At 38.4% G+C, this 24,103-nt stretch carries 20 protein-coding genes; 12 read left to right on the top strand and 8 right to left on the bottom strand.

Translation table 11 applies throughout. The features are described from left to right. Positions 1 to 12 precede the first annotated feature (12 nt). From B7C41_RS05140 to rpsT, 5 genes are all read right to left on the bottom strand, one after another. Positions 13 to 1,620: a GMC family oxidoreductase gene (locus tag B7C41_RS05140; protein ID WP_085297745.1), complete on the bottom strand. Its 1,608-nt coding sequence runs from the start codon at positions 1,618 to 1,620 to the stop codon at positions 13 to 15. 97 nt (positions 1,621 to 1,717) lie between these two features. Further along, the gene (locus B7C41_RS05135) at positions 1,718 to 3,106 is read right to left on the bottom strand and encodes a M16 family metallopeptidase (RefSeq protein WP_085297744.1); all 1,389 of its coding nucleotides are present in this window, start codon (positions 3,104 to 3,106) and stop codon (positions 1,718 to 1,720) included. Next, on the bottom strand, positions 3,093 to 4,448 hold the full coding sequence (locus B7C41_RS05130) for a M16 family metallopeptidase (protein ID WP_085297743.1): 1,356 nt from the start codon (positions 4,446 to 4,448) through the stop codon (positions 3,093 to 3,095). The genes B7C41_RS05135 and B7C41_RS05130 overlap by 14 nt, the downstream gene beginning before the upstream one ends. A 259-nt stretch (positions 4,449 to 4,707) precedes the next feature. Next, positions 4,708 to 6,363 (bottom strand): dipeptidyl-peptidase 3 family protein, encoded by a 1,656-nt coding sequence (locus tag B7C41_RS05125; RefSeq protein ID WP_085297742.1) that lies wholly within the window; start codon positions 6,361 to 6,363, stop codon positions 4,708 to 4,710. Between the two features lie 144 nt (positions 6,364 to 6,507). Next, positions 6,508 to 6,768: a 30S ribosomal protein S20 gene (gene rpsT, locus B7C41_RS05120; protein ID WP_085297741.1), complete on the bottom strand. Its 261-nt coding sequence runs from the start codon at positions 6,766 to 6,768 to the stop codon at positions 6,508 to 6,510. Positions 6,769 to 7,108: 340 nt separating this feature from the next. Here rpsT and murJ point away from each other — a divergent pair, with 340 nt between their 5' ends. The 12 genes from murJ (at position 7,109) to B7C41_RS05060 (ending at position 21,624) form a co-directional block, all read left to right on the top strand. Continuing rightward, positions 7,109 to 8,689: a murein biosynthesis integral membrane protein MurJ gene (murJ, locus tag B7C41_RS05115; protein ID WP_085297740.1), complete on the top strand. Its 1,581-nt coding sequence runs from the start codon at positions 7,109 to 7,111 to the stop codon at positions 8,687 to 8,689. A 101-nt stretch (positions 8,690 to 8,790) separates the two neighbouring features. Beyond that, positions 8,791 to 9,732 (top strand): bifunctional riboflavin kinase/FAD synthetase, encoded by a 942-nt coding sequence (ribF, locus tag B7C41_RS05110; protein ID WP_085297739.1) that lies wholly within the window; start codon positions 8,791 to 8,793, stop codon positions 9,730 to 9,732. Between the two features lie 74 nt (positions 9,733 to 9,806). Further along, complete coding sequence (gene ileS / locus B7C41_RS05105; protein WP_085297738.1) at positions 9,807 to 12,656, top strand: isoleucine--tRNA ligase; 2,850 nt, start codon at positions 9,807 to 9,809, stop codon at positions 12,654 to 12,656. A gap of 125 nt (positions 12,657 to 12,781) precedes the next feature. Further along, complete coding sequence (lspA, locus tag B7C41_RS05100; protein ID WP_085297737.1) at positions 12,782 to 13,294, top strand: signal peptidase II; 513 nt, start codon at positions 12,782 to 12,784, stop codon at positions 13,292 to 13,294. Between the two features lie 12 nt (positions 13,295 to 13,306). Then, the gene (fkpB, locus tag B7C41_RS05095) at positions 13,307 to 13,738 is read left to right on the top strand and encodes an FKBP-type peptidyl-prolyl cis-trans isomerase (RefSeq protein ID WP_085297736.1); all 432 of its coding nucleotides are present in this window, start codon (positions 13,307 to 13,309) and stop codon (positions 13,736 to 13,738) included. A gap of 20 nt (positions 13,739 to 13,758) precedes the next feature. Further along, positions 13,759 to 14,688 (top strand): 4-hydroxy-3-methylbut-2-enyl diphosphate reductase, encoded by a 930-nt coding sequence (gene ispH, locus B7C41_RS05090; protein WP_085297735.1) that lies wholly within the window; start codon positions 13,759 to 13,761, stop codon positions 14,686 to 14,688. Positions 14,689 to 15,097: 409 nt separating this feature from the next. Continuing rightward, positions 15,098 to 15,649, top strand: a complete 552-nt coding sequence (gene pilV / locus B7C41_RS05085; RefSeq protein WP_085297734.1) for a type IV pilus modification protein PilV — start codon at positions 15,098 to 15,100, stop codon at positions 15,647 to 15,649. Between the two features lie 8 nt (positions 15,650 to 15,657). Beyond that, entirely contained in the window at positions 15,658 to 16,665 is a 1,008-nt protein-coding gene (locus B7C41_RS05080; protein WP_085297733.1) for a PilW family protein, read from the top strand. Next, positions 16,659 to 17,165: a pilus assembly PilX family protein gene (locus B7C41_RS05075; protein WP_085297732.1), complete on the top strand. Its 507-nt coding sequence runs from the start codon at positions 16,659 to 16,661 to the stop codon at positions 17,163 to 17,165. Before B7C41_RS05080 ends, B7C41_RS05075 begins: the two co-directional genes overlap by 7 nt. Before the next feature lies 1 nt (position 17,166). Then, positions 17,167 to 20,847, top strand: coding sequence for a pilus assembly protein (locus tag B7C41_RS05070; RefSeq protein WP_158089085.1), 3,681 nt, complete (start codon positions 17,167 to 17,169; stop codon positions 20,845 to 20,847). Next, positions 20,847 to 21,281 (top strand): type IV pilin protein, encoded by a 435-nt coding sequence (locus B7C41_RS05065; protein WP_211279493.1) that lies wholly within the window; start codon positions 20,847 to 20,849, stop codon positions 21,279 to 21,281. Before B7C41_RS05070 ends, B7C41_RS05065 begins: the two co-directional genes overlap by 1 nt. Before the next feature lies 1 nt (position 21,282). Continuing rightward, a complete protein-coding gene (locus tag B7C41_RS05060) occupies positions 21,283 to 21,624 on the top strand; it encodes a hypothetical protein (RefSeq protein WP_085297730.1) in 342 nt (113 codons plus the stop codon). A gap of 53 nt (positions 21,625 to 21,677) precedes the next feature. Here the strand turns inward: B7C41_RS05060 and B7C41_RS05055 are convergent, their stop codons facing one another. The 3 genes from B7C41_RS05055 to nadE form a co-directional block, all read right to left on the bottom strand. After that, positions 21,678 to 22,241, bottom strand: a complete 564-nt coding sequence (locus B7C41_RS05055) for a GspH/FimT family pseudopilin (protein WP_085298613.1) — start codon at positions 22,239 to 22,241, stop codon at positions 21,678 to 21,680. A gap of 285 nt (positions 22,242 to 22,526) precedes the next feature. Beyond that, complete coding sequence (locus tag B7C41_RS05050) at positions 22,527 to 23,090, bottom strand: GspH/FimT family pseudopilin (RefSeq protein ID WP_158089084.1); 564 nt, start codon at positions 23,088 to 23,090, stop codon at positions 22,527 to 22,529. Between the two features lie 78 nt (positions 23,091 to 23,168). Continuing rightward, positions 23,169 to 24,011: an ammonia-dependent NAD(+) synthetase gene (gene nadE, locus B7C41_RS05045; protein ID WP_085297728.1), complete on the bottom strand. Its 843-nt coding sequence runs from the start codon at positions 24,009 to 24,011 to the stop codon at positions 23,169 to 23,171. Between the last annotated feature and the right edge of the window lie 92 nt (positions 24,012 to 24,103).

Genomic DNA, 24,103 nt, shown 5'->3' with positions numbered 1-24,103 from the left:
AAATAATGCTCTTTAATTTTTAATTGCATCAGCCAAAATTGATTCCGCCGCTTTAGCTGCGATCATCATAGTTGGTGCATTTGTATTACCGCTAATCAAAGTCGGCATAATAGAAGCGTCAACGACTCTAAGTTTTTCAATGCCATGGACTTTCAATTTATCGTCAACAACGGCTAATTCATCTTGGCCCATTTTACAGGTGCCAACAGGGTGATAGATGGTATTACATTTATTTTTTAGAAATTCGTGAATTTCTTGATCGGAGCTGCAATTATTACTTGGAAAAATATATTTTACATGTGTGGTCGATAGTGGTGGTGTTGAAAGAATCTTCTTTGCAATTCTCACGCCTTTTATCATCGCATCTATATCGTCTTGATGAGCAAGCATATTCATTTCAATGCGAGGGTGTTGGCTAATTTTATTACTGTTTAAAGTAATAGTGCCACTGCTTTTAGGCCTCAGTAAGCAAACGTGTATTGCCACCCCGTAAGTACACAGTAATTTATTATTTCTACCATGATCATCCATTGCTGCCGGCACAAAGTGTAATTGTAAATCAGGCTCAGCTAAGCTTGGATCTGATTTGATAAATCCGCCACTTTCTGCAATAACGGTTGTTAATAAGCCGGCTCGTTTAGCAAGGAATTTAATGCTTTCTTTTACACCCCACCATATTGCTTTGGGGCGATAAGCGAGTATTTCTGTTCTTTGGTGTTGTGCGACATTGAGAATATCAACATGATCTTGTAGGTTCTTCCCGACACCTTCAAGTGCATGAATCACTTTAATATCATTTCGCTCTAATTCACTTTTTGGTCCAACACCTGAAAGCATTAATATTTGAGGGGAATTAATAGCGCCAGCACTTAAGATAACTTCTTTACTTGCGTTAATCGATTGCAGTTCTCCTTTATGTTTGAAGCTAACACCCGTAGCAACGCCACTTTCAATGATAATTTTTTCGACTTGTGTTTGCGTGATAACCGTTAAGTTTTTACGATGTAAATTAGGAGTCAAAAAAGCTTTTGCTGCGCTGTGTCGTAAACCATCTTTTTGTGTGACCTGGTAATAACCGACTCCTTCTTGAGTAGCGCCGTTAAAATCATTGTTTTCCGGAAAGCCCGCAGCAATGGTTGACAGAATAAAGTCTTCATTGACAGTTGGCTTTGATGCGGAGTCAGCCACATTGAGTTGGCCATTGATACCATGGTATTCATCTGCGCCACGTTCTTGATGCTCAAGCGCTTTAAAGTATGGGAGAACATCATTATAGCTCCAACCTTGATTACCAAGGCTATGCCAATGGTCATAGTCTTGCTTTTGTCCCCGAATATACAACATGGCATTAATTGAACTACTACCACCTAAAGTTTTACCACGAGGAGTGTATATTGAACGGTTATTTAAGGTGCTTTCTGGTTGAGAATTAAATTGCCAGTTTAACGTGCGATTTCGCATTAAGGCGATGATACCAATAGGTAAGTGTACTAACCAGTTTTTATCTTTTTTCCCTGCCTCGAGCAAGCAAACACTATAATTACCGCAGGCTGATAATTTATCAGCTAATACACAGCCCGCAGAGCCTCCACCTACAACTACAAAATCAAACGTCTTCACACCAGTACCTTCAAAATTAACTTTTATTATTATGATCTCAACAAGTCAGACCACTATGATATAAAAAAGTCATTTATTCAAGTGTGAAGGTTATGGACTACTTATCGCTAACCTCTTTAATATTAACTTGTCGTATCTCACCATATTTGCCAACAGTATCAATTAATTCAGCAGCTTTACCAATAATAACCATTTGTAAATTCTCTTTTGGGAAGTACTTATTAATAAGTTGCTGAGTTTTAGCAATAGTTAATGAATTAACTTGCTGTTCAAAGGTATTGATATAGCTTTCATCAAAATTATAGCTATACATTTGTCCTAGTAAGTTACTCAAATCTTGTGAGGTTTCGAATTTTGGTGGAAACTTTCCCTTTACGTAGGCTTTTGCTGAAGCGAGTGTTGCTTCATCAATTCCTCGGTCCCATAAACGGTTATAGGTTTTTAAGGCAAGATCAATTGCTGCTACCGTAGTCGCTGTTTTAGTAAAGCTTGAAATAGCAAAACTACCTGACTGACTATAATGAGTAAAATTACTTCTTGCGCCATAAGTTAGCCCGGAATTTACCCGTAACTCATCATTTAGCCATGATGTAAATCGAGCACCTAAAATAGTATTGATCACAGATATGCCGACTAAATCACGGGTGTTACGTGCAATACCAAGCCCGCCAATGGTAAATGTTGATTCAATGGCGTCTTCTTTGTTAACTAACAATACTTTTGCCTGTGTTAATGGCTTTGGCTGCATAATTGCTACAGCTTCTAAATCAGCATGATTTTGCCATTTTGAAAAAAGCGTTTTAACTTGCTTTAACATTTCAGCACTTTTAAAGTCACCAACGATGACGATAGCTGCATTTTGGGGTTGATACCATTGCTGGTGAAATGACTTAATATCCTTCAACTTAATTTTTTCGATCGACGCTGTATTACCTTGTGTTATTGCATTGTAAGTCGAATTGGCAAAAACCATTTCTTTAAAGTAATTATTAATCACTGATTTTGGACTTTCTTTACTTTGTTCTAATGCTAATAAATGTTGCTTCTTCTTTTTATTAAACTCTTTCACTGAAAATTTAGGACGAGTGATAATGTCTTTTAGCAATTTCAACATCACTTGTTGATCTTTTTTAGCGAATGAACTCTCTACAAAAGATGACTCGCTGCCTGCAGAGGCAGAAATATTTGCGCCAATGAAGTCTATCGTTTCATTGATTTCGCCTTTTGACTGCTGCTCAGTACCTAACGGTAAACTTTCAGCCGTTAAATAAGCTAAACCTGAAATTGAATCGTTAATTGCACCAGCTTTAACAACAATGTTTACATCGATGAGTGGTACTTCATGTTGTTCCATTAAATATACAGTTAAACCATTATCTAAAGTGATTTTTTGATATTCAGGTAGTGTGTAACTTGCTTTAGCTTGTGAAGCTACAAGAGCAAAACTGGCGATAATTAAGCTGCTCAATAAATTATAAATCCGCATCGTTGCTGTCCTTTTCAGAAGATAAAATACCGACAGTGCGGTTTGATTTTACTAAGTATTTTTGGGCGACTCTTTGAATGTCGGCAATCGTTACTTTGTTATAGTCTTGTGGTGCTGAAAATAATTTATTGTAGTCACCAAAGTAAAGTTCGTATGAACCTATGGTATTAGCCTTTCCATTAATCGTTGCCATAGTACGGTAAAAATTGACCAACTTTGTATTTTTAACTTTTTCAAGCTCTTGTGCTTCAACACCATTTTTAATAATGCTGTTCACTTCTTTTACTAGCGCTTTTTTTAATTTTTCAGCACTAACATCTTTTGCTGCAACGGCGTAAATATAAAACAAGTTTGGATCAATGCTTTCAGGTAAGTAAGTAAATAAGTCACTGGCAACTTGTTGCTCATCAATTAGAGATTTATACAAGCGTGAACTTTGACCTGTCGCTAAAATATCGTTAAGAATATCTAAGGCATAATAATCTTCATGTTGTGTATTCGGTACGTGATACGCCATCATGATGTTTGGTGTTGTTACCGAAGCTTTGTGAACATAAACAGTGCGTTCACCTTTTTGTTCAGGCTCTACTGTATGCACTTCTCTAGGAGGTGCCTGTGCGGGAATAGGCTCAAAATATTTTTGAGCTAGTTTTTTTACTTCTGCTGTTGTGACATCACCAGCAATAACAACAACGGCATTATTGGGAGCATAATAGGTGGCATGATATTGTTTTAAATCTTCCAAACGCCAGTTTTCAATATCTGAAGCATGCCCGATAACGGACCAACTATAAGGGTGCGCTCTAAATGCTGCCCCTTTGACTTCTTGCCAAATTGCTCTGAAGTTTGAATTCTCAAGACCGGTAGTACGCTCAGAAGTGACCACTCCGCGTTCACTTTCAACGCTTTTCTCTTCAATAGCTAAGTTTTCAATACGGTCAGCTTCTAAATCAAAAATAGTTTCAATAGCATCTGTTGGGAACCAGTTGGTATAAACAGTTAAATTTTCGCTGGTGTAAGCGTTGTTTGAGCCACCTGCTGCTTCCATTGTACGGTCAAACATCTTCGGACCATATTTCTTTGCACCATTAAACATCATATGTTCAAAGAAGTGTGAAAGACCTGTAATGCCGGGTACTTCGTTACGTGAGCCCACTTTCCAAAACAAATACATATTAGCATTGGGAATCGACTTATCTTCTAATACGATAATCTTCATGCCATTTTTAAGCGTGAAAGTATTGACATTTTGAGCGGTGGTGATGGCGTGACTTGCGCCAGAAAAGAAAAAAATTAACAGCGTTAGTCGAATAGCTGTTGCCTTTAATTTGGTAAAGTGCATAGGTTAACTCCAATGAGCCTGTTGGTTATTCAGGGTGTTAATTTTATGTTAAATTAAATACGTTTACTAGGGAGGAAGAATTAATATACTTCTGCTTTTGTTGTTTATTATTATTCTTTTAAGGTATCCAAAAAATGATACTGAACACAGCTGATATCTGGTATGGAATACAATAAAAAAGGCTAAACTGAGGTTTAGCCTTTATAAGAGGGGATATACTTTAGCTATAGTACTTTCTCATGAGAACGAAAATTACGCCTTAGTTTAAGCCAAGAATTTTTTTTCCTTGCTTGAAAGTAATATCAACCGGAATATTCGCTTTTTCTAAGCTTGCTAAGTCAGTTGCTAAATCAATTTTTATTACACCACTTTCAGTGACTAGTTTATCAACTCCTTGATAATCACCATTCCCTTGCAAAGTTAAAATTAGCTTAGACAAAGAATCAATTGCGGCAGTCATTTTTTCAACATTAACTGTGTATAAACCTTGCTCATTACGTGTAAAAGCGCCTTGCTCGGCAAAGTAGTTGAACCTTACCATATTTGCTTTACCGTGCGCTGAACTAGCACCAAAACGTACAGAGCGGAATATACCTGTCAAGAATGTGGTGTAGTAGTCTTCTAAAGTACCTTCAGTGATAACGTTTTTAGCAAGTAATTGACGTATCATATAAAGCCCTAGAATATCAGCTTTACCTTCTTCTAATGCTGAGGCGTGTTCCTTTAATGACTGACGTACCGTACCTTTGTCATTAATGGTATTTTTAATACCTAAGCCGTGTGCAACTTCATGAAACATAGTATTTGCAAAGAAAGCTGTAAAAGTTACGTTTTTACGTTGCTCTGGCACGATTAACGTTTCAGAAATAGGTGTCATGATCGCATCGAATTTTGCACGCATTGCGTTTTTCAATTGTAAGCGACGAGTACCTTTCTTTAATTGTACTTGCTCATCGTTTGGCAAGTTAATCGCGATGGTTTTACCACCGGCATTTGAGTGCCCTGCATAGTAAATAACGTCATAAGCATTTAAGTCAGCATCAGAGCCCGGTACTTCTGCTTTATATTTTTTATTTACTGGTAAACCACGTTGCAGCTCAGGCAAATATTCAGCATATTTAGCAAGTTTCTCGCTCCAAGACATATCTTTAATTAACACATATGATTCAAATGCAGCTCGGTAGCCAAACAGTTGGTCTTCATAAGTTTCAATTGGTCCGATAACAATATCAATTGGGTTATTCTTCATGTCCATCCAAGCAAAGTCTGATGCTTGAAAGTCATCTGTGCGTATTGCTTTAGCACGCATGTTAAGATAGGCAGCAAATTCTTTATCATCTGCCAAGGTTGATGCTTTCTCAAGAATAACAGCGATACGATTGATTTCATCAGCGTAAGCTTCTGAAAAGGAAATTGTAGTTAATTGACCATTTTCATTACGACGCACTAATGAGTACAGGCCATTTTTATCTTCGAATGTCGCTTGTTCAAATTCTGCTTTAGTCATATTTGCAGGATAAAATTGCGCGCCATGACTTTTTTCAGCTGTATTAGTTAAAAATGCTTTGTCGCCATTTAATCGATCCCAAGGACCATAATTAATACGGGCAAACTCACGTACTTTCTCATCACTGATTGAGGCAAGAAAAGTTGCTTTATTTTGGCCAAAAGCTTGTTGCCAAAAAAGGCCGTCGATGATGTCAGATGCTTCAATAAGGAGCGATAACATTTGTTTTTGATTACTGGATAAGTGTGACAAGTCAGCACTTAATGTCACCGTTTTGTAAATGTTTAAGCGGTTTTGATATTCGGGTAACAAATTAACAGCTGAAGAATCTACAGCTTCATTCTTATCACCGCAAGCTGATAGTGTACTCGCAACTAATATTACAGATGCAATTTTTGAAAATTTCATGTCGTGTCTCTCTTATTAAATACCGGCTAGAGACTAACAAAACCACTGACAAGCGCAAGGTCTTAGATCAATAAAGTTTATAAGGTAGGTGATTTTTAGGTATAAAAAAACCGGCAAAAGCCGGTTTTTTAATTCGGTACAAAATTAAAGCGCTTTGATTGCAGCGTTTAAACGACTCTTGCTACGAGCAGCTTTATTTTTGTGAATAAGCCCTTTGCTTGCATAACGATCAATGATCGGTGTAGCAACAGCAAATTCTGTAGATGCTTTTTCTTTGTCACCGGCTTCGATAGCAGCAATTACTTTTTTAAGTAATGTACGCATCATTGAGCGACGGCTTGCATTGTGTTGACGGCGCTTTTCAGATTGTAATGCGCGCTTCTTAGCAGACTTTGAGTTAGCCAAGGTGAACTCCTAAAATTGAATAAATATTGCCTAAATTTAAGGCGACGAAATATGCCTGTTTTTAACTGGTTTGTCAAACAATTTACTGCGTTAATTTGACAGCTCGGATAATTACCCGTTTGTATAAATAAAACCAATGCGGACATTCTAAGGTTTTTAGTTGGAAGTTGGAAGTAAAACTAACGTCTTAATGCTATTAAATGCTTGTTTATAAAATTATAAAAGCCTCATAATGTAAGCTAGTACCAGTTATTACGTTATATCCGAATCGTTTAGCACATGAAATATGCCGAAAACTCGAAAACAACAAATAGCCATTGATTAAATAGGATTGAATCGTTTGAGTAAAAAACTAATTAAGTCAGGAGTTATTGTTAGCGCAATGACCTTAATTTCACGTGTTCTTGGCTTAGTGCGTGATGTGATAATTGCTAATGTTATGGGGGCTGGTGCGTCGGCAGATGTATTTTTCTTTGCTAATAAAATACCTAACTTTTTCCGCCGTTTATTTGCAGAAGGCGCTTTTGCTCAAGCGTTTGTGCCAGTTTTAAGTGAATATCACACCCTCGATGAAGAGCAGGGGCGTAACGACACCCGCAAACTGATCGCACAGGTATCGGGTACTTTAGGGGTAATTATTACCTTAGTGACTTTATTTGGCATGCTCGCTTCACCGCTTTTTGTTGCTTTATTTGGTTTTGGTTGGTTTCTAGATTGGCTAAATGAGGGGCCAGCCAGTGAAAAATTTGATTTAGCCAGTACGTTGTTAAAAATTACTTTTCCTTATCTTTGGTTTGTCAGTATTACGGCATTGTCAGGCGCGATATTAAATACTTATGGACGTTTTGCTGTTTCCGCTTTCACACCTGTTTTACTTAATGTTGGCATTATTGCTTGTGCTATCTATTTAGCACCTCTCATGAACGACCCTGCTTTCGCATTAGCTTGGGGCGTATTTTTAGGTGGTTTTTTACAATTTGCTTTTCAATTACCGTTCTTATATCGGGCAGGAGCGTTGGTTAAACCGAGATGGGCATGGAGTGCGCCAGGTGTGACTAAAATTCGCAAGTTGATCCTTCCCGCCTTATTCGGTGTATCTGTTACCCAAATCAATCTCTTACTTGATACCATTATAGCCAGCATGCTGATCACCGGTTCAATCAGTTGGTTATACTATGCTGACCGCTTATTAGAATTCCCTTTAGGGCTATTTGGTATTGGTATTGCTACAGTAATATTACCGAGTTTATCAAAGCTGCATACCAAAAAAGATAGCAGAGAGTTTAGTGACACGGTTGACTGGGGACTGAGAATTGTATCTTTGTTTGGCTGGCCAGCGCTTGCGGGATTGATGGTACTTGCACAACCTATTATTATGATTTTATTTATGCGGGGGGAATTCGACCAACATCAAGTGTTGCAGGTATCCTATGCGTTATATGCTTATCTTGCAGGTTTACTAAGCTTTATGTTTATTAAAGTACTCGCGCCCGCATACTATTCTCGTCAAGACACCAAAACACCAGTTAAAATAGCAATTAAAGCGATGGTGGCTAACATGGCTTTTAATATTATGTTGGCACCGTACTTTGGTTATGTAGGCTTGGCTATTGCCACAACGTTGTCAGCAACATTAAATGCAATGATGCTTTATCATGGTTTAAAAGCCATCAATGTTTTTCAATTATCGAAAAAAACCTGGTGGTTTATCGCCCGTTTGATATTTTCGGCTATTGTCATGGCGTTAGTGGTTTTTTATTTATCGCCAGCATTTGAATTTTGGCTATCGTTAAGTTTCATTGAGCAAGTAGTGAAACTTATTATTTGTATTACTGCAGGAGTGCTTAGCTATTTTGTATGTTTGTTATTATTAGGTATTCGAATTTCTGATATCAAAATCTCACAAAATAACTCGCACTAAGGGCTGATTCTTATTGCTTACTGATATATAATTTGTCAGTTTTTATTCTTTTATGATTTATCGATAGCTAGCAATGGTTGGCATTAGGGTTTATTAGGTTCATGCAATTAACACGTGGCATTCACAATATGCATATAAGTGACGATAAAAATCGTCAAGGTTGTGTGTTAACCATAGGCAATTTTGATGGTGTGCACTTAGGTCACCAACAAGTAATTTCAGCCTTAGTTAAAAAGGCCAAAGAGCTAAATTGTGAAGCCGCTGTTTTAGTTTTTGAGCCGCAACCTCAAGAGCTGTTCTCACCAGAAACTGCCCCTGCTAGACTTTGTCGATTACGTGATAAATATGCCTTGTTGAAAAACTTAGGTGTTGATCGATTAATTTGTATCAATTTTAATAAAAAATTTGCTAGTCTAAGCGCCGAAACTTTTATTGAAGAGTTACTGGTTAAACGCCTAGCAATAAAGCATTTAATTGTTGGTGATGATTTTCGTTTTGGCAAAAACCGTCAAGGCAATTTTTCAATGCTGAATATGGCGGGCGAAAAACTAGGATTTTCGGTAACTGATACGACTAGCCATAAATTAGCTGGTTGTAGAATTAGTAGTACTGCAATAAGAGAAACACTAGAGCAAGATGATTTAGCGGGTGCAGAAACCATGCTAGGTCGAGCATACTCAATTATTGGTAAAGTATTTCACGGTGATAAACGTGGCCGAGAAATGGGCTTTCCTACAGCAAATATAAGATTAAAGCGTCGAGTATCACCTGTTGCAGGCGTATATGCGGTGCAGGTTAAAAGCCAATTTGGTAAGCACTTTGGTGTGGCTAATATAGGTTCAAGACCAACCGTTGCTGGTATAAGGCAACAATTAGAAGTACATATTTTTGATTTTGATAACAATTTGTATGGTGCAGTCATTGAGGTAGTGATGTTGAAAAAACTCCGCAGTGAACAAAAGTTTAGCTCGCTAACTGAACTAACACAGCAAATTACGATAGATACAGAGCAGGCCCGCACCTTTGTGCAAAACTTAGCTTAATTTAAATCAGTTAAGAAAACATTACCCAACACTAATTAATAGATTAGTGAATACGACAACGGATATTTATTTTAATGAGTGATTATAAACAAACCCTAAATTTGCCAGCAACTTCTTTTGCAATGAAAGGAAATATGGCGAATCGTGAACCGAATATGCTAAAAGAATGGGCTGAAAAAGATTTATACGGCCAAATTCGAGCGGCAAAAAAAGGTAAGAAGTCATTCATTTTGCATGATGGACCTCCTTATGCAAACGGTAATATTCATATTGGTCATGCGGTTAATAAAATCCTTAAAGATATTATTGTTAAATCAAAAACATTGTCTGATTTCAATGCGCCATACGTGCCAGGTTGGGATTGTCATGGTTTACCGATTGAATTAATGGTTGAAAAGAAAGTAGGTAAGCCGGGCCATAAAGTTTCTGCTAGTGTCTTTCGTGAAAAGTGTCGTGAATATGCCGCTAAACAAGTTGATGGTCAACGCGATGATTTTAAACGCTTAGGTGTTTTTGCGGATTGGGATAAACCTTACCGCACGATGGATTTTGACACTGAAGCGAACATTATTCGTTCACTAGGCAAAATTGCTGAAAATGGCCACTTACATCAAGGTTTTAAGCCTGTGCATTGGTGTACAGACTGTGGTTCATCTTTGGCTGAAGCTGAAGTGGAATATAAAGATAAGCAATCACCAGCAATTGATGTGAAATTTACTGTCGTAGAACAAAGCGTTGCCGATAAATTTGATCATCCTGAAAATCATGAAGGTGAAGGTGAGATTTCGGTTGTTATTTGGACCACAACACCCTGGACACTACCAGCTAACCGTGCGGTTTCATTACATGCTGATGTTGAATATACCTTAGTACAATGTGAAACTGAGCAGGGTAAAGAGCGCTTAATTTTAGCGTCAGACCTTGTGACTTCTTGTATGGACCGCTTTGGGATTACTAAATATCACGCATTAGGTTTTTGTAAAGGTGCTGAGTTAGATTTAGTACAACTTCAACACCCATTTTATGACTTTACCGTACCGGTTATTTTAGGTGAGCATGTAACTACTGATTCAGGTACAGGTTGTGTGCATACTGCTCCTGGTCACGGTGTAGAAGATTTCGAGGTTGGTAAACTTTATAATTTGGAAGTGGCTAACCCTGTTGGCGCGAATGGTGTTTATTTAGATGACACTGAATTGTTTGCTGGTCAGCATGTATTTAAAGCTAATGCCAATGTTGTTGAAACCTTAAAAGAACATGGCAAGCTTGCGCATCATCATGCATTGGAACATTCTTACCCGCATTGCTGGCGCCATAAAACGCCATTAATTTTCCGTGCGACGCCGCAGTGGTTTATTAGCATGGACAATAAAGGCTTGCGTAAAGACTCGCTTAACGAAATTGAAAAAACGCAGTGGATCCCTGATTGGGGTCAACGCCGTATTGAGTCTATGGTTGAAGGTCGTCCTGATTGGTGTATTTCACGCCAGCGTACCTGGGGCGTGCCAATGGCATTATTTATTCATAAAGATACCGGCGCATTGCATCCGCGTAGCATTGAATTAATTGAAACTGTAGCAAAGCGTGTTGAAGAAAAAGGCATTCAAGCATGGTTTGATTTAGAAGCAGCAGAGCTGATTGGTGATGACGCGCAAGAATACGTTAAAGTTGCCGATACCTTAGATGTTTGGTTTGACTCAGGAACAACCCATTACTCAGTGGTTAATGCCCGTGAAGAGTTTGATGGCATTGCTGATTTATACCTTGAAGGCTCAGACCAACATCGTGGTTGGTTTATGTCGTCAATGATTTCTTCAGTTGCCATGACCAGCCAAGCACCATACAAGCAAGTGCTAACTCATGGTTTTGTGGTTGACGCTAAAGGTCACAAAATGTCTAAGTCATTAGGTAATGTTATTACGCCAAAAGAAATTACTAATACTTTAGGTGCTGATATTTTGCGCTTATGGACAGCATCAGTTAACTACACGCAAGAAATTACCGCGGGTGATGAAATATTTAAGCGTCAAGCAGATGCTTATCGTCGTATTCGTAACACCTCGCGCTTTTTATTATCAAACTTAAACGGCTTTGATCCGAAAACAGATTCAATTGCTTTTGATGATATGGTGGCACTTGATCGCTGGGCAGTAGATAAAGCAGCGCAGCTACAAGCAGAAATTATTGCCGCATACGACGAATACGAATTCCATGTGGTTGTACACAAGTTAATGAACTTTTGTACCACTGAACTTGGTGGTTTCTACTTAGATATTATTAAAGACCGTCAATACACAGCGAAAGAAGACAGCGTAGCTCGTCGTTCATGTCAAACTGCGATGTACTTAATTGCCGAAGCTATGACTCGTTGGATGGCACCTATTTTGTCATTTACCGCACAGGAAATTTGGCAAGCGCTACCAACGCCAGCAGGTGAAGCTCGTGAAGAGTTCGTTTTCACTGGTGTATGGTTTGACGGCTTACCAAAAACAGCAACAACCAGTGCTTTAAATAACGACTACTGGAACGAGTTGTTATTAGTACGTGGTGCTGTTAATACCGCATTAGAAGTCGCACGCAAAGATAAGGTGGTTGGCAAAGCCCTTGAAGCACAAGTTACTTTATATGCAACAACTGATTTAGCTGAAAAACTACAACAGTTAGGTGATGAATTACGTTTTGTATTAATTACATCAAAAGCAACTATTAAACAAGTTCCAGCTAACCCTATACCTAACGATGGTAGTGCTATTGCTACAGGCGTTGACGGTTTATGGTTAACCGTTGCTCCAGCAGAAGGTGCCAAATGTGATCGCTGTTGGCATGTTACTGAAGATATTGGTCAAAGCGAACAGCACCCTGAACTTTGCGGGCGCTGTATTACTAACGTTGATGGCGAAGGTGAAGTGCGTAAATACGCTTAACTCCTTTAATTGCTAAATCAGTAATATTAAAACGTGTAGTGCTTGGGTAAAGTCTGCACGTTTTCTAATTATTATAATAATAAAAATTAGCGTATGACGCGCAACGGAACATTAGAGACTTATTTATGACAAGTTTATTTACTGAAACGGGACTACGTTGGTTGTGGTTAACGATTATTTGCTTATTTGCCGATCAAGTAACCAAACAATTAGTCGCCACTAATATGGACTTATATCAATCAATCGACATTTTACCTTTCTTCAATATTACTTATGTACATAACCCTGGTGCAGCATTTAGCTTTTTAGCTGACCAAGGGGGCTGGCAACGTTGGTTTTTCACTGCAATTGCCGCCATCGCCAGTATCGTTTTTATTGTTTGGCTAGCTAAAACACCGAAACAACAAAAACTATTATCTGTAGCATTTGCTTTAATGTTGAGTGGTGCTGTTGGTAATTTAATTGACCGTGTGCTGTTTGGTTATGTTATCGATTTTATTGATTTTTATGGTTTTGGTTACCGTTTTCCTGCGTTTAATATTGCAGACTCAATGATTTTTATTGGCGCCGCATTAATGATTCTAGATTCTTTTAAGAATGGCGAACCGAATAACAAAGCTACAAATACTAACGCTTAAAGAGATATTTTTATGACAAACTTAGTAACAACCTCTTCAGAAATTATTGCCCATATAACCATGAAATTATCAGATGGCTCTGCAGCTGATAGCACTAAGGTTAACAAAAAGCCGGCTAAAATTATCATGGGTGATGCCAGCATATCACCCGCATTTGAAGCACAACTTGTTGGAATATCAGCTGGAGAAAGCAAAGAATTTACTTTAGCGGCTGTTGATGCCTTTGGTGAGCCTTTACCTGAAAATATTCACTATATGGATATCAGTAAGTTCAGTGAAGAAGCGCCAGCCAAAGTAGGCAACATCATAACGTTTTCTCAACCAGGTGGTGAATTGCCAGGTATGATAAAAGATGTGTCAGGTAGTTCAGTAACCATTGACTTTAACCACCCGCTGGCAGGTCAAGCAGTAACATTTGTAATTGATGTTATTGAAGTTAAATAATTAGTAACGACGAGTATCATATGGAAATTATTTTAGCTAATCCTCGCGGTTTTTGCGCCGGTGTCGACCGAGCCATTAGCATTGTTGACCGAGCGCTTGATTTATTTGAAGCACCTATTTATGTTCGCCATGAAGTTGTGCATAACAAGTTTGTGGTTAACGGTTTAAAAGATCGCGGTGCGATATTTGTTGATGAACTCGTTGAAGTGCCAGATGATAGTACTGTCATTTTTAGTGCTCATGGCGTATCTAAAGCTGTTCGTAATGAAGCAAAATCACGCGGTTTGAAAGTGTTTGATGCAACTTGCCCTTTAGTGACTAAAGTTCATATGGAAGTATCACGAACAAGTCGTAAGAACATCGAGTGTATTTTGATCGGACACGCTGGTCACCCTGAAGTTGAGGGTACGATGGGGCAATACGAAAGTGAAGAAGGCGGGATTTACCTCGTTGAATCAGCTGAAGATGTTGCAACATTGGAAATTAAGAATCCGGAAAAACTTTACTATTGTAGTCAAACCACACTATCTGTTGATGATACTAGTGATGTGATTGATGCTTTGAGAAAAAAGTTTCCGTTGATTCAAGGCCCTCGAAAGGATGATATTTGCTACGCGACGCAAAATAGACAAGATGCAGTTCGCTCCATTGCTGAACAAGTTGAACTGTTATTGGTTGTTGGTGCAAAAAATAGCTCGAACTCAAACCGTTTACGAGAGCTAGCTGAAAAGATTGGTACAACATCTTATTTAATTGATACGGCTGCAGACATTGACACTACATGGCTTGATAATGTTGCTAAAGTAGGCGTTACAGCCGGAGCCTCTGCTCCAGCTGTATTGGTACAACAAGTTATTAGCGAGCTAAAATCACTCGGTGGTAAAGAAGTTATTGAGTATCCCGGGCGTGAAGAAAATACCGTATTTGCGGTGCCGATAGAATTACGTTAACTCTATCTACAGCTATATCTGTTATGACGAACTTGTTTTAGATAATCTATTGCCATCATTTATAGCTGTTATTTTATAGTTTTCAGTTGATAGCTGTTGGGCTCTTGTAATGTGAAGCAATGAGTCTTGCTGGTTGTCCTCTTTTTTAGTGTTTGACTATAATATTCCTGAACAAAGACAATTTTTAATACTGACAGTTTCTTTTTTAGTCAAGTTTCCTTGTGCTGCCCTGCTTGTCAAAACTCAAATTTTTCCTATGCTTAATATACTCAAGTGGCTTGAGTATATACTTTCTGGCGTGCTGTCTTCTAACGTAAGGTTAGGCTTTCTTTCGTTAATGTTTATCGCTTTAAATTACTATTTATAAGGCGATTAAAAATTGCATAGCATCATAATAAAATCCCAAAAGATGAATGTCTCAGGCATGACCCTCATTGAAGTTTTAGTTTCAATGTTTATCTTAGTCACTGGAGTTCTAGGTGCAGTGGCTATGCAAGCATCAGTTAAAAAAGGCAGTTTTGATGCAATGCAGCGGTCGATGGCATCAACGCTTGCGCAAGATATTTTAGATCGAATGCGAAGCAATGACTCATCATTAGCAAGCTTAAATGCTTATAGCGGAACCTATGGCGATGGAAAAGCCTCGAAGCTTATTCCGGTACCTAATTGTCGTTCAGTGACTACCTTATGCACTTGGCAGCAGATGGTTGCACATGATTTGTACGAATGGGAAAGTAATTTGATAGGAGCCGATGTAAAAAATAATGCTATGAATGCTGGTGGCTTAATAGGTGCTATGGCATGTATTAATCATCTTAATAATAAAGTTGATATTGTCATTAGCTGGCAAGGCCGAGAGAAAACATCTGATGGGGCAACGCACAATAGTGCTTTTGCAAAAGAATGTGGTGAGATAACAAATCAGCGCCGACAAATAGTGGTTAATGCTTTTATGTTTTAGAGAACGGTATGAAAAAAAAGCAAGATGGTTTTACCATCATTGAAATATTTATTTCCTTAGCTATTGGCCTTGCTTTACTCGCTGGTGTTTTAAGTCTTTTTGTTGCTATGCGTACGACGAGTAGTGAAACAACGAGTGCCGGTGAATTACAAGAAAATGGTCGTTTTGCCATGACTTTGATAACTGATGACTTACTTCGGCAAAACTTTTGGGGGGATTTGAGCGGGAATATTACTGTAGCAGGGCTCGTATTATCACCAGACCCTAGTAACGTTTCTGGTGACTGTGTCGGCGGCGGCATTAATAATAGCAGCTTTCCAGGTCCGGTCGGTGCATTTAGAACATTATGGGGGGTAACTGTTTTAAACAGCTCGGTAATGGGCGGGTGCATTAAAAATGCAAAAATTGGAAGTGATTTATTACAACTTAAGCGCGCTATTTCTCATCCATTTTCTGATCCCTTACCACCATTAGCTCCACTAACTATTGCTGATTTGCCTAATAATCGTTATTACATTAAATCAAATGCCAATAGTGCAGCAATATTTGCTGGTAATGCGTTTGAAATTCCTAAGGTAAATATTGGTAGGGTTTGGGAGTACCAACACCATATTTATTATGTTCGTGTAGATACACATGGGAGTAATAATATACCTATTTTAATGCAGGGGCGATTGCAAAATGCGGCTTCAGCGATATTTTTCGACATCATGGTCGAAGGTATTGAAAGGTTATATTTTATGTATGGTGTTGATACCACGAACGACGGCTCTGTTAATGCTTATATTTCTGCAAAGAATATGACAACGGGCTACTGGGATAGCAATAATAATATTCGCATAGTTGCCGTTAAGGTTTATATATTAGTGCGTGATCTTCTGCCGGATAGTAAGTATATCAACAACAATGTTTATCAACTTGGCGATACTCGTTTTGAAGCTAAGGGGGATAACTTCAGACGCTTATTATTTAGTTCAACCGTTGCACTTAAAAATGCGAGGATAAACTCATGGTAAATGCTCATTTTGCTACATTGATTCTATTAAGATCACCTAATAAACAAAGTGGAGTGGTTTTAATTGTTTCTTTAGTGTTTTTATTTGCATTAACTGCTGTAGTTGTAGCGTTAATGCAAAATACGTCGACCGACATGAAAATGTCGGGAGCAAGTCAAGATAAGTTAGTAGCATTACAAGAAGCACAAAGTGAAGTAGACAATATTATTTATAATCAAGTAAGAAAGGTAAATGGTACTAATGGCTTTACTTCTGCATTGGCATTATTCCCTTTAGCACCAACGGTAACAAAAGCTAATGTTATCACAGCCAAAATTACGATTGTAAACCCATCACAGCTAATTGCTGATTGTCCACATGCGTTTGCTGCATCTTCTGTACAGGTTTTTAAGTGCAATGTGTTAAATGTTAATGTCGTGCGTCGATATGGACGGACCTATAATAGTGCTATTGAAATTAATGCCGGTATCACACAGCAATTAATCAATGGGGGGAACTGAGATGAAATTTTTGCTATTTATTATTTTATTAGTCGGGTGCGCATTTTTTTCAACTGGTGAAGATATTGAATTATACATAGGCAATAGCACTCAACAGTCAGGGGCAAAGCCACAGGTATTATTGATTTTAGATACGTCCGGCAGTATGGGCGACTACCAAACAGTAAAAAATGCTTATGATGCCACTAAAAAGTATGCCTATGCTGGAAATTTCAACTTTAGAGCTTCTCATTATATTTATTATGGTAAAGGTTCTGTAGAAACTTTACCTCTCGTTGATGACGAGGGCGAGTCTCGCCGATTCATTGCTGATATTAATAGCTGTAAAGCCGCAATAGACAGGTTAGCGACGATAGGTTTTTATACTGGTAGGATCCGAGAATATGTATTTAAAGGCAATACAGGTAGTTGGGATGAAATACCGAACAGCACAGGCCAGAATGTTTCTGTAATTGATTGCCAAGATGATGTCACGATTGATATTGATAATTTGGAAAATAATAACCCCGTCAGTCAAAATGTTAATACAAAAATACTTAACGCAGGCAGTTTAAATCCACTTGCTAATGGCTACCCGATTAATGGGCAAGGTAGTGCTGAATCCCCGGTGTATTATGATAATAATATTGGTAAATCTAATGCTGATTGGACTGGGCAGGTTGTTACCTTGTACAGCGATAACTACCTACGCTGGCAACAAGGGGACAATTTTTTGGATGGATCAGCTATCGGTGAAACGACTATTGAGCGTATTGATATTGCTAAACCAACACTTGTTAATTTAATTGACTCTATACCATCTGTTGATTTTGGCTTACAAGTCTATAACGCTAATGGCGATACAGACTCATCAAGGGAAGGAAGTCATGGCGGTAGGGTGGTGTTTGGTATACAGGAAATGACGCCATCAGCCAGAACAAAATTGAATGTCATGATAAATGGGCAAACTTTACCATCAGTGATCAATAGCCAGATTATACCATCAGGCAGCACACCTTTATGTGAAAGTTTATACGAGGCTGCACAGTATTTTGGTGGTAAAGCTGTACATTGGGGGAATAAAGATAAAGATAGATCTTCGAGTTATGGCCGCGGTTATAAGCATTTAAAAGACAGCCCTAAATATGATACTTCAATCATAGATGGTTCAAAATACATTGCACCTTATAAAGGCTGTAGTGATGAAGTTTTTGTCATATTAATTACTGATGGATTACCAACTAATGACACTGCAGCGGACTCTTCGATCAAACAATTAACTGGCTTGACGTCAATATCGGGTAATCATCTAACTGAGCTTGCAAGATATATGCATACAAAAGATCTAAATGATGATTTGTCCGGCGATCAAATAGCCACTTTGTTTACTGTCGGATTTAGCTCTGGTTCATCAGGTGCAACAACGCTGTTAAAAGCTGCAGCAACTGCCGGAGGTGGTGAATATTACGATGCAACCGACCCTACTCAGCTTGGAACCCGGCTTCAGCAAGCACTAAGTAGTATTTTGGAAGTTAATACCACATTCACCGCACCATCAGTAGCATCAAATAGCTTTGATCGAACAGAAACACTTGATTCCGCATATTATGGCATGTTTATTCCTGCGAACGGTGCGAGTTGGCAAGGCAATTTAAAGAAGTTAAAAGTTATCAATAAAGTACAGGTAGATCGCTACGAAAAACCGGCTGTTGATCATGATACTGGCAACATACTAGCAACCGCGTCAACATATTGGCCATCATCAACAAGTGCTGATGGCAACGATGTTACGCAAGGTGGTGTTGTTGGAATGTTACGTAAGAAGACCAGTCGTAACATTCTTAGCGACATAGGTGGCACTACCGAGAAACCTAAAATTTTGCCAATCGACTTAGCCATAGCGATCGATAAATATGGCCAGTCTGGGTTAGCAGCAGCATTAGGTGTAGCGGATAGTAAAGTTATTGATTACTTTAACTGGGCTTTGGGTTTAGATGTTGATGACGCAGATAAAGATGGCAGCATAACTGATATTAGGCCAGATGTACTTGGTGACCCTTTGCACTTTAAACCTGTAGTGATTAACTACGGCTTGAGTGATGATGGGGTTTCACCTGACATAAGAATCATTGTTGGCACTAATAGTGGTGTGCTGCACATGTTTAAAGATAGTGATACTAGTGTTGATGAAGTATGGGCATTTATGCCAAAAAAGTTTTTTTCAAAAATTAAAAAATTAAAAGATAACTTACCATCATCAAGTAAAGAATATGCCATTGATGGCAGAGCTACTGTGCATATTCAGGACGCTAACGGTGATGGCACCATTGATCCGATAAAAGATAAGGTTTGGTTGTTTTTTGGGTTGCGCCGTGGAGGTAGTGCTTATTATGCCCTTGATATTTCAAATAAAAATAGCCCTAAATGGTTGTGGGGAGTTGATAACAGTAATGAAGAATTTAAGACGATGGGGCAATCATGGTCACAACCTAGAGTTGGCTATTCAACACTAAATATCAGAGGTGGTATACCTAAGCCGGTTTTAATATTTGCTGGAGGCTATGATATTGCAAAAGATGCTCTAGGCGTTCCTGCGGTTGATGCTGTTGATAATCTTGGTAAAGGTATATATATGGTTGATGCTGAGAGTGGCGTATTGTTGTGGAGTTTAACTACGGAGGCAACCTCTGAAAATAATACTTATTTTGAGGGTATTACTGACAGTATCCCTTCAAGAGTTGCTGTGCTTGATAGTGACTCGGATGGCTTAATTGATCGGCTATATGTTGGAGATACGGGGGGAAATGTATGGCGTGTTGATATGCCTGGTGATCAACCTTTTGGTAATACACCATGGACAGTATTTAAATTAGCTGAGCTTGGAGGAATAACTGACGAAGTTGATCGACGGTTTTTTAGCGAACCTTCCATTGTTCGGACCTTTATTACCGACACCCTAAAAACAGAAAAGCTTGATAATAACGGTGTTGGAACTGGTGAGTACACTATTACAAGCCAAGAAACGCCTTATGATGCCATATTGATTGGCAGCGGTGATAGATCAACGCCAACGGATACGAAAACAACAGACAAATTCTTCATGATAAAGGATGAAAACATTATCACAGAATCTTATGTTTCCGGAGCAACAGCGCCTAAAGCAGTGGTGCCAAAAACGATAAAAGAAAGTGATCTATATAATTTTACTGATAACCCTTTTGGTGATTATTCGGTGCCGATGTCATCATCACAGAAGGCCTTGTTTGATGATCTATCGATAGTGGTGAGTTCGAAATCTGGTTGGTATTATGATTACTTGTCTCCAGGTGAGAAAAATACTGCCGAGGCCATTGTTATTAACGGTGTTGCCTATTTTACATCGTTTATACCTGGAGCAGTAATAGATGGGAGTAGCTGCTCTTTAATTGATGGTTCTGGCTTTCTTTATGCAATTGATATGTATCAGGGGCGAACTGTTTATAACTGGAGAAAGACATTCACTGGAGTGGGAATGCCAGATACACCAACGATAATCGTCACAACTGATCCTAAGGCAATACCAGAGCCAGGTGAAGATATAGATAACCCCCAACCTGGCGTTGATGCTGCGACGATCAAATTGGTAACAGGGGGACAGGTCATTGATGTTAATTCCAAATTGATAACATCCCAAAGTTACTTGTATCTTAAGGAGGTGAAATAATGGCTCAGAAAAAAATTAAGCATACGAAAGGTATTACCTTGCTAGAGCTGTTAGTCAGTGTTGCTATTGTGGGAATTCTGGCGTCAGTTGCTTACCCTTCTTATATCGGGTATATCGTTAAATCAAATCGAACAGAAGCTCAACGTGAATTGGTAAAACTTGCCAACTTGCAAGAGCAATACTTTATTGATCATCGAACATATACTACAAATATGGAATTACTTGGCATGGCATCTGATCCCTATATAACCGCTTCAGGTAATTACAGTATCGACAGCATTATCGAGTCATTAGAGGGGGTTGAAGGGGGAACTTTTACCTTAACTGCTACAGCTAAAAACTCTCAAGCGAGCCAAGATAGCTCGTGTGTAACATTATCTATTGATGAGAAAGGGACAAAATCAGCTAAATCTTTGACATGTTGGGAAAATTAAGGTGAGGAAATTATATTTATTAGTTTTAGTGGGCTTATTCGTTAATACCAATATTACGGCTGAGCAAAAAATGCATAATTTGATCACCGGCCATCGTATTGATATAAAATGTTACACCGAGTTACTTGGTGGCGGCTTTATGATTCATCGTAATTATAATGTGTCAGTAGCTAGTCTCAAGGTGTATAAAGTGTCACTGATGAGTATTAATGACGATAAGGCTTTGCCAAAGAATAATCAACGCAAGGTAATTTATAAAGTAATTGAATGTAAATACATGCATGAAACTTTTAAGCGTAAGGCTGCCGCTAAGCTTGATAAACTTGAAGAAAACATGGGCTAGTTAATATCAGGTGATAAGAGTCAATGTAGATGTTATTTAGTTATATAGGTAGATTATGAGCAAGTGATGGGGTTTTTATTTCTATCTTCATCTTTGCCGTCGTTATCAGTATCTGAAGTGATATAACTACGCCCAGATGCGGAAACAATAATAGCTCTCGACTTATCAGTATCTTCGCTTGGGCAATAGCTAAAAACTGATGTTACGGGGCTTGCGGACAAATTTCCCAAGGCGGTATAAATTAAACTAGTTTGTGCGTAATGTAACTTGTCGATGCTCGGTATTGCCGCTTTAATACTTACGATAGTATCGTTATCATCATAATTCCCATCATTATTGTTATCAATAAATACGCTAATAGCTTGATGCCACTTTGTTGTGCATATTATTGGTAATGTTGATGATAATGGACAAATAATAGCACTTTTTCCTGAATTTATTGCACTGTTACGTGTAATCAGTATCAAGCGATGTAGTGCCGATATTTCATTATCAACACGTAGACGAACAGTAAAACTGCTTAGCTTTGGTAATGCTAACATCATTAGTATACTGGCAATAGCAATGCCGACTAATAACTCTGTCAGGGTGAAACCACTGCATTTATCTTTAAGCATCTGGTCCTAATCATGCAAAGTATTCTATGGATATTTATATCATCAAATGGTAACGACAACTAGAGAATAGCCACAATTCAGCTTGATGAATATCATAATGTATTGATAATCAATGTATTGAGAAGTCCATTACCAGCAATGTAGTAAATTAATTGGATATTAAGGCATTTATGTATCCCAATAGCGAGCTATTTGGCACACCAACAACGTAAGTAGGCGCTTAAATTACATTGTTGGGTGGTGCTGCTTACGCTGAACTGAGGCTAAGTAGCAAATGATAAAATTTCAATGGCATACAATAATCTTGCCGCTCCTATTTGTATCTTGCGCCCGTTTTGCGTTATATGCGGTTTCGTATACTCGACCTGACGTTGATATGACCAAGCCCCGTGACTTATTTTCATGGCTTTTGGGGCAATATTTAAAGGTTGCATTGCCACCCCAAATAACAAGGTGGCCAGTAGGGCCATAAACAAGGGCATTGCGCCCCTTGCCATACTGCAATTTATCGTTGGGATTAATTGCTGACTTAATTTTAATTATTGATTCGCCAATATTTATCTCATAACGGCGGTTCTTATTAATATCTTTGAAGACCGTTAGCTTTTTACCCCAATCAGTAGTGCATTTATTATCATTATCTAGTGGGCAGAATGTAACGTAGAGTTCATTGTTAATTGCGCTATTTCTCGCTAACAGTAACATACGATGCATAGCTGATATTTCGTTATCCACTCTCATGTGTATAATGAAATTATCAAGGCTAGGAATACCGATGGTTATTAGGCTAAGCAATATTGCCAACGAAACTAATACTTCAATAATTGTAAATCCAAGATACTTTGACATGACAACCATCCTTAGTTGAAAGTGCTTTTTCACCGCTAGGTATAGTCAAAAATATTGGTATTTACCAAATTATAATGTTTAGTTTTCGTAAATAGTAGGTATTGCTGAGCGCTTGTGTTGTGTTTTCAAATAGATAGCGATAATTTTTTCTTCAACTATTTTGTCTGTGTTTTTTCCTTCTAAAAAATCGTCGAGTTGATCGTAACTTAGGCCTAATGCCTCCTCATCTTTTTTACCTGGAGACAGCTCTTCAAGGTCTGCGGTCGGCGCTTTATCAACAAGTTGTACTGGCGCACCAAGGGCTGTCGCAAGCTTTTTAACTTGTCTTTTAGACAGACCAAACAACGGTGCTAAGTCACAAGCTCCGTCTCCCCATTTGGTAAAGAACCCGGTAATGTTTTCGGCAGAGTGGTCAGTGCCTAGCACCAAACCACCTACTATGCCTGCGATATGATATTGCATCACCATACGCGCTCTTGCTTTGACATTACCTTTTGAAAAATCTACCTGTGCTTCATCGGCTGATAATATATTGACGTTGGTTAATGCAGCAAGTGCCTCATTGTGAATACCTTCTGCGCCGTTATAAATATTTGTTGTCAAACAATGGCTAGGCTTAATAAAGGCCAATGCTAATTGTGCGTCTTCTTCATCTGCTTGGATATCATAAGGTAAGCGAACGGCAATAAACTGATATACTTGCTGCTCTTGTTTAACTTCGTTATTCAACGAGTCAATAGCCAGCTGTGCTAAACGTCCGCAGGTAGATGAATCAACGCCACCGCTAATGCCTAATACTAAAGTTTTTAAGCCCGATTGTTTCAGCTTTGCTTTGATAAACTCTATACGACGTTTTATTTCGAACGTTGGGTCAATTTCAGGTATTACTTTCATTTCATCGATTATTGCCTGCGGATCCATTATATTTCCTTTTAGTCGTACTTGGCATTTTACAAGTTGTATTAGTGAACTTTGATAAGCATGTAGTGTAACAAAGTCTTTTCTTGAATAGA

The sequence above is a fragment of the Cognaticolwellia mytili genome, assembly GCF_002104475.1.
Taxonomy (GTDB): domain Bacteria; phylum Pseudomonadota; class Gammaproteobacteria; order Enterobacterales; family Alteromonadaceae; genus Cognaticolwellia; species Cognaticolwellia mytili.
This window is presented reverse-complemented; position numbering and strand designations above follow the sequence as displayed.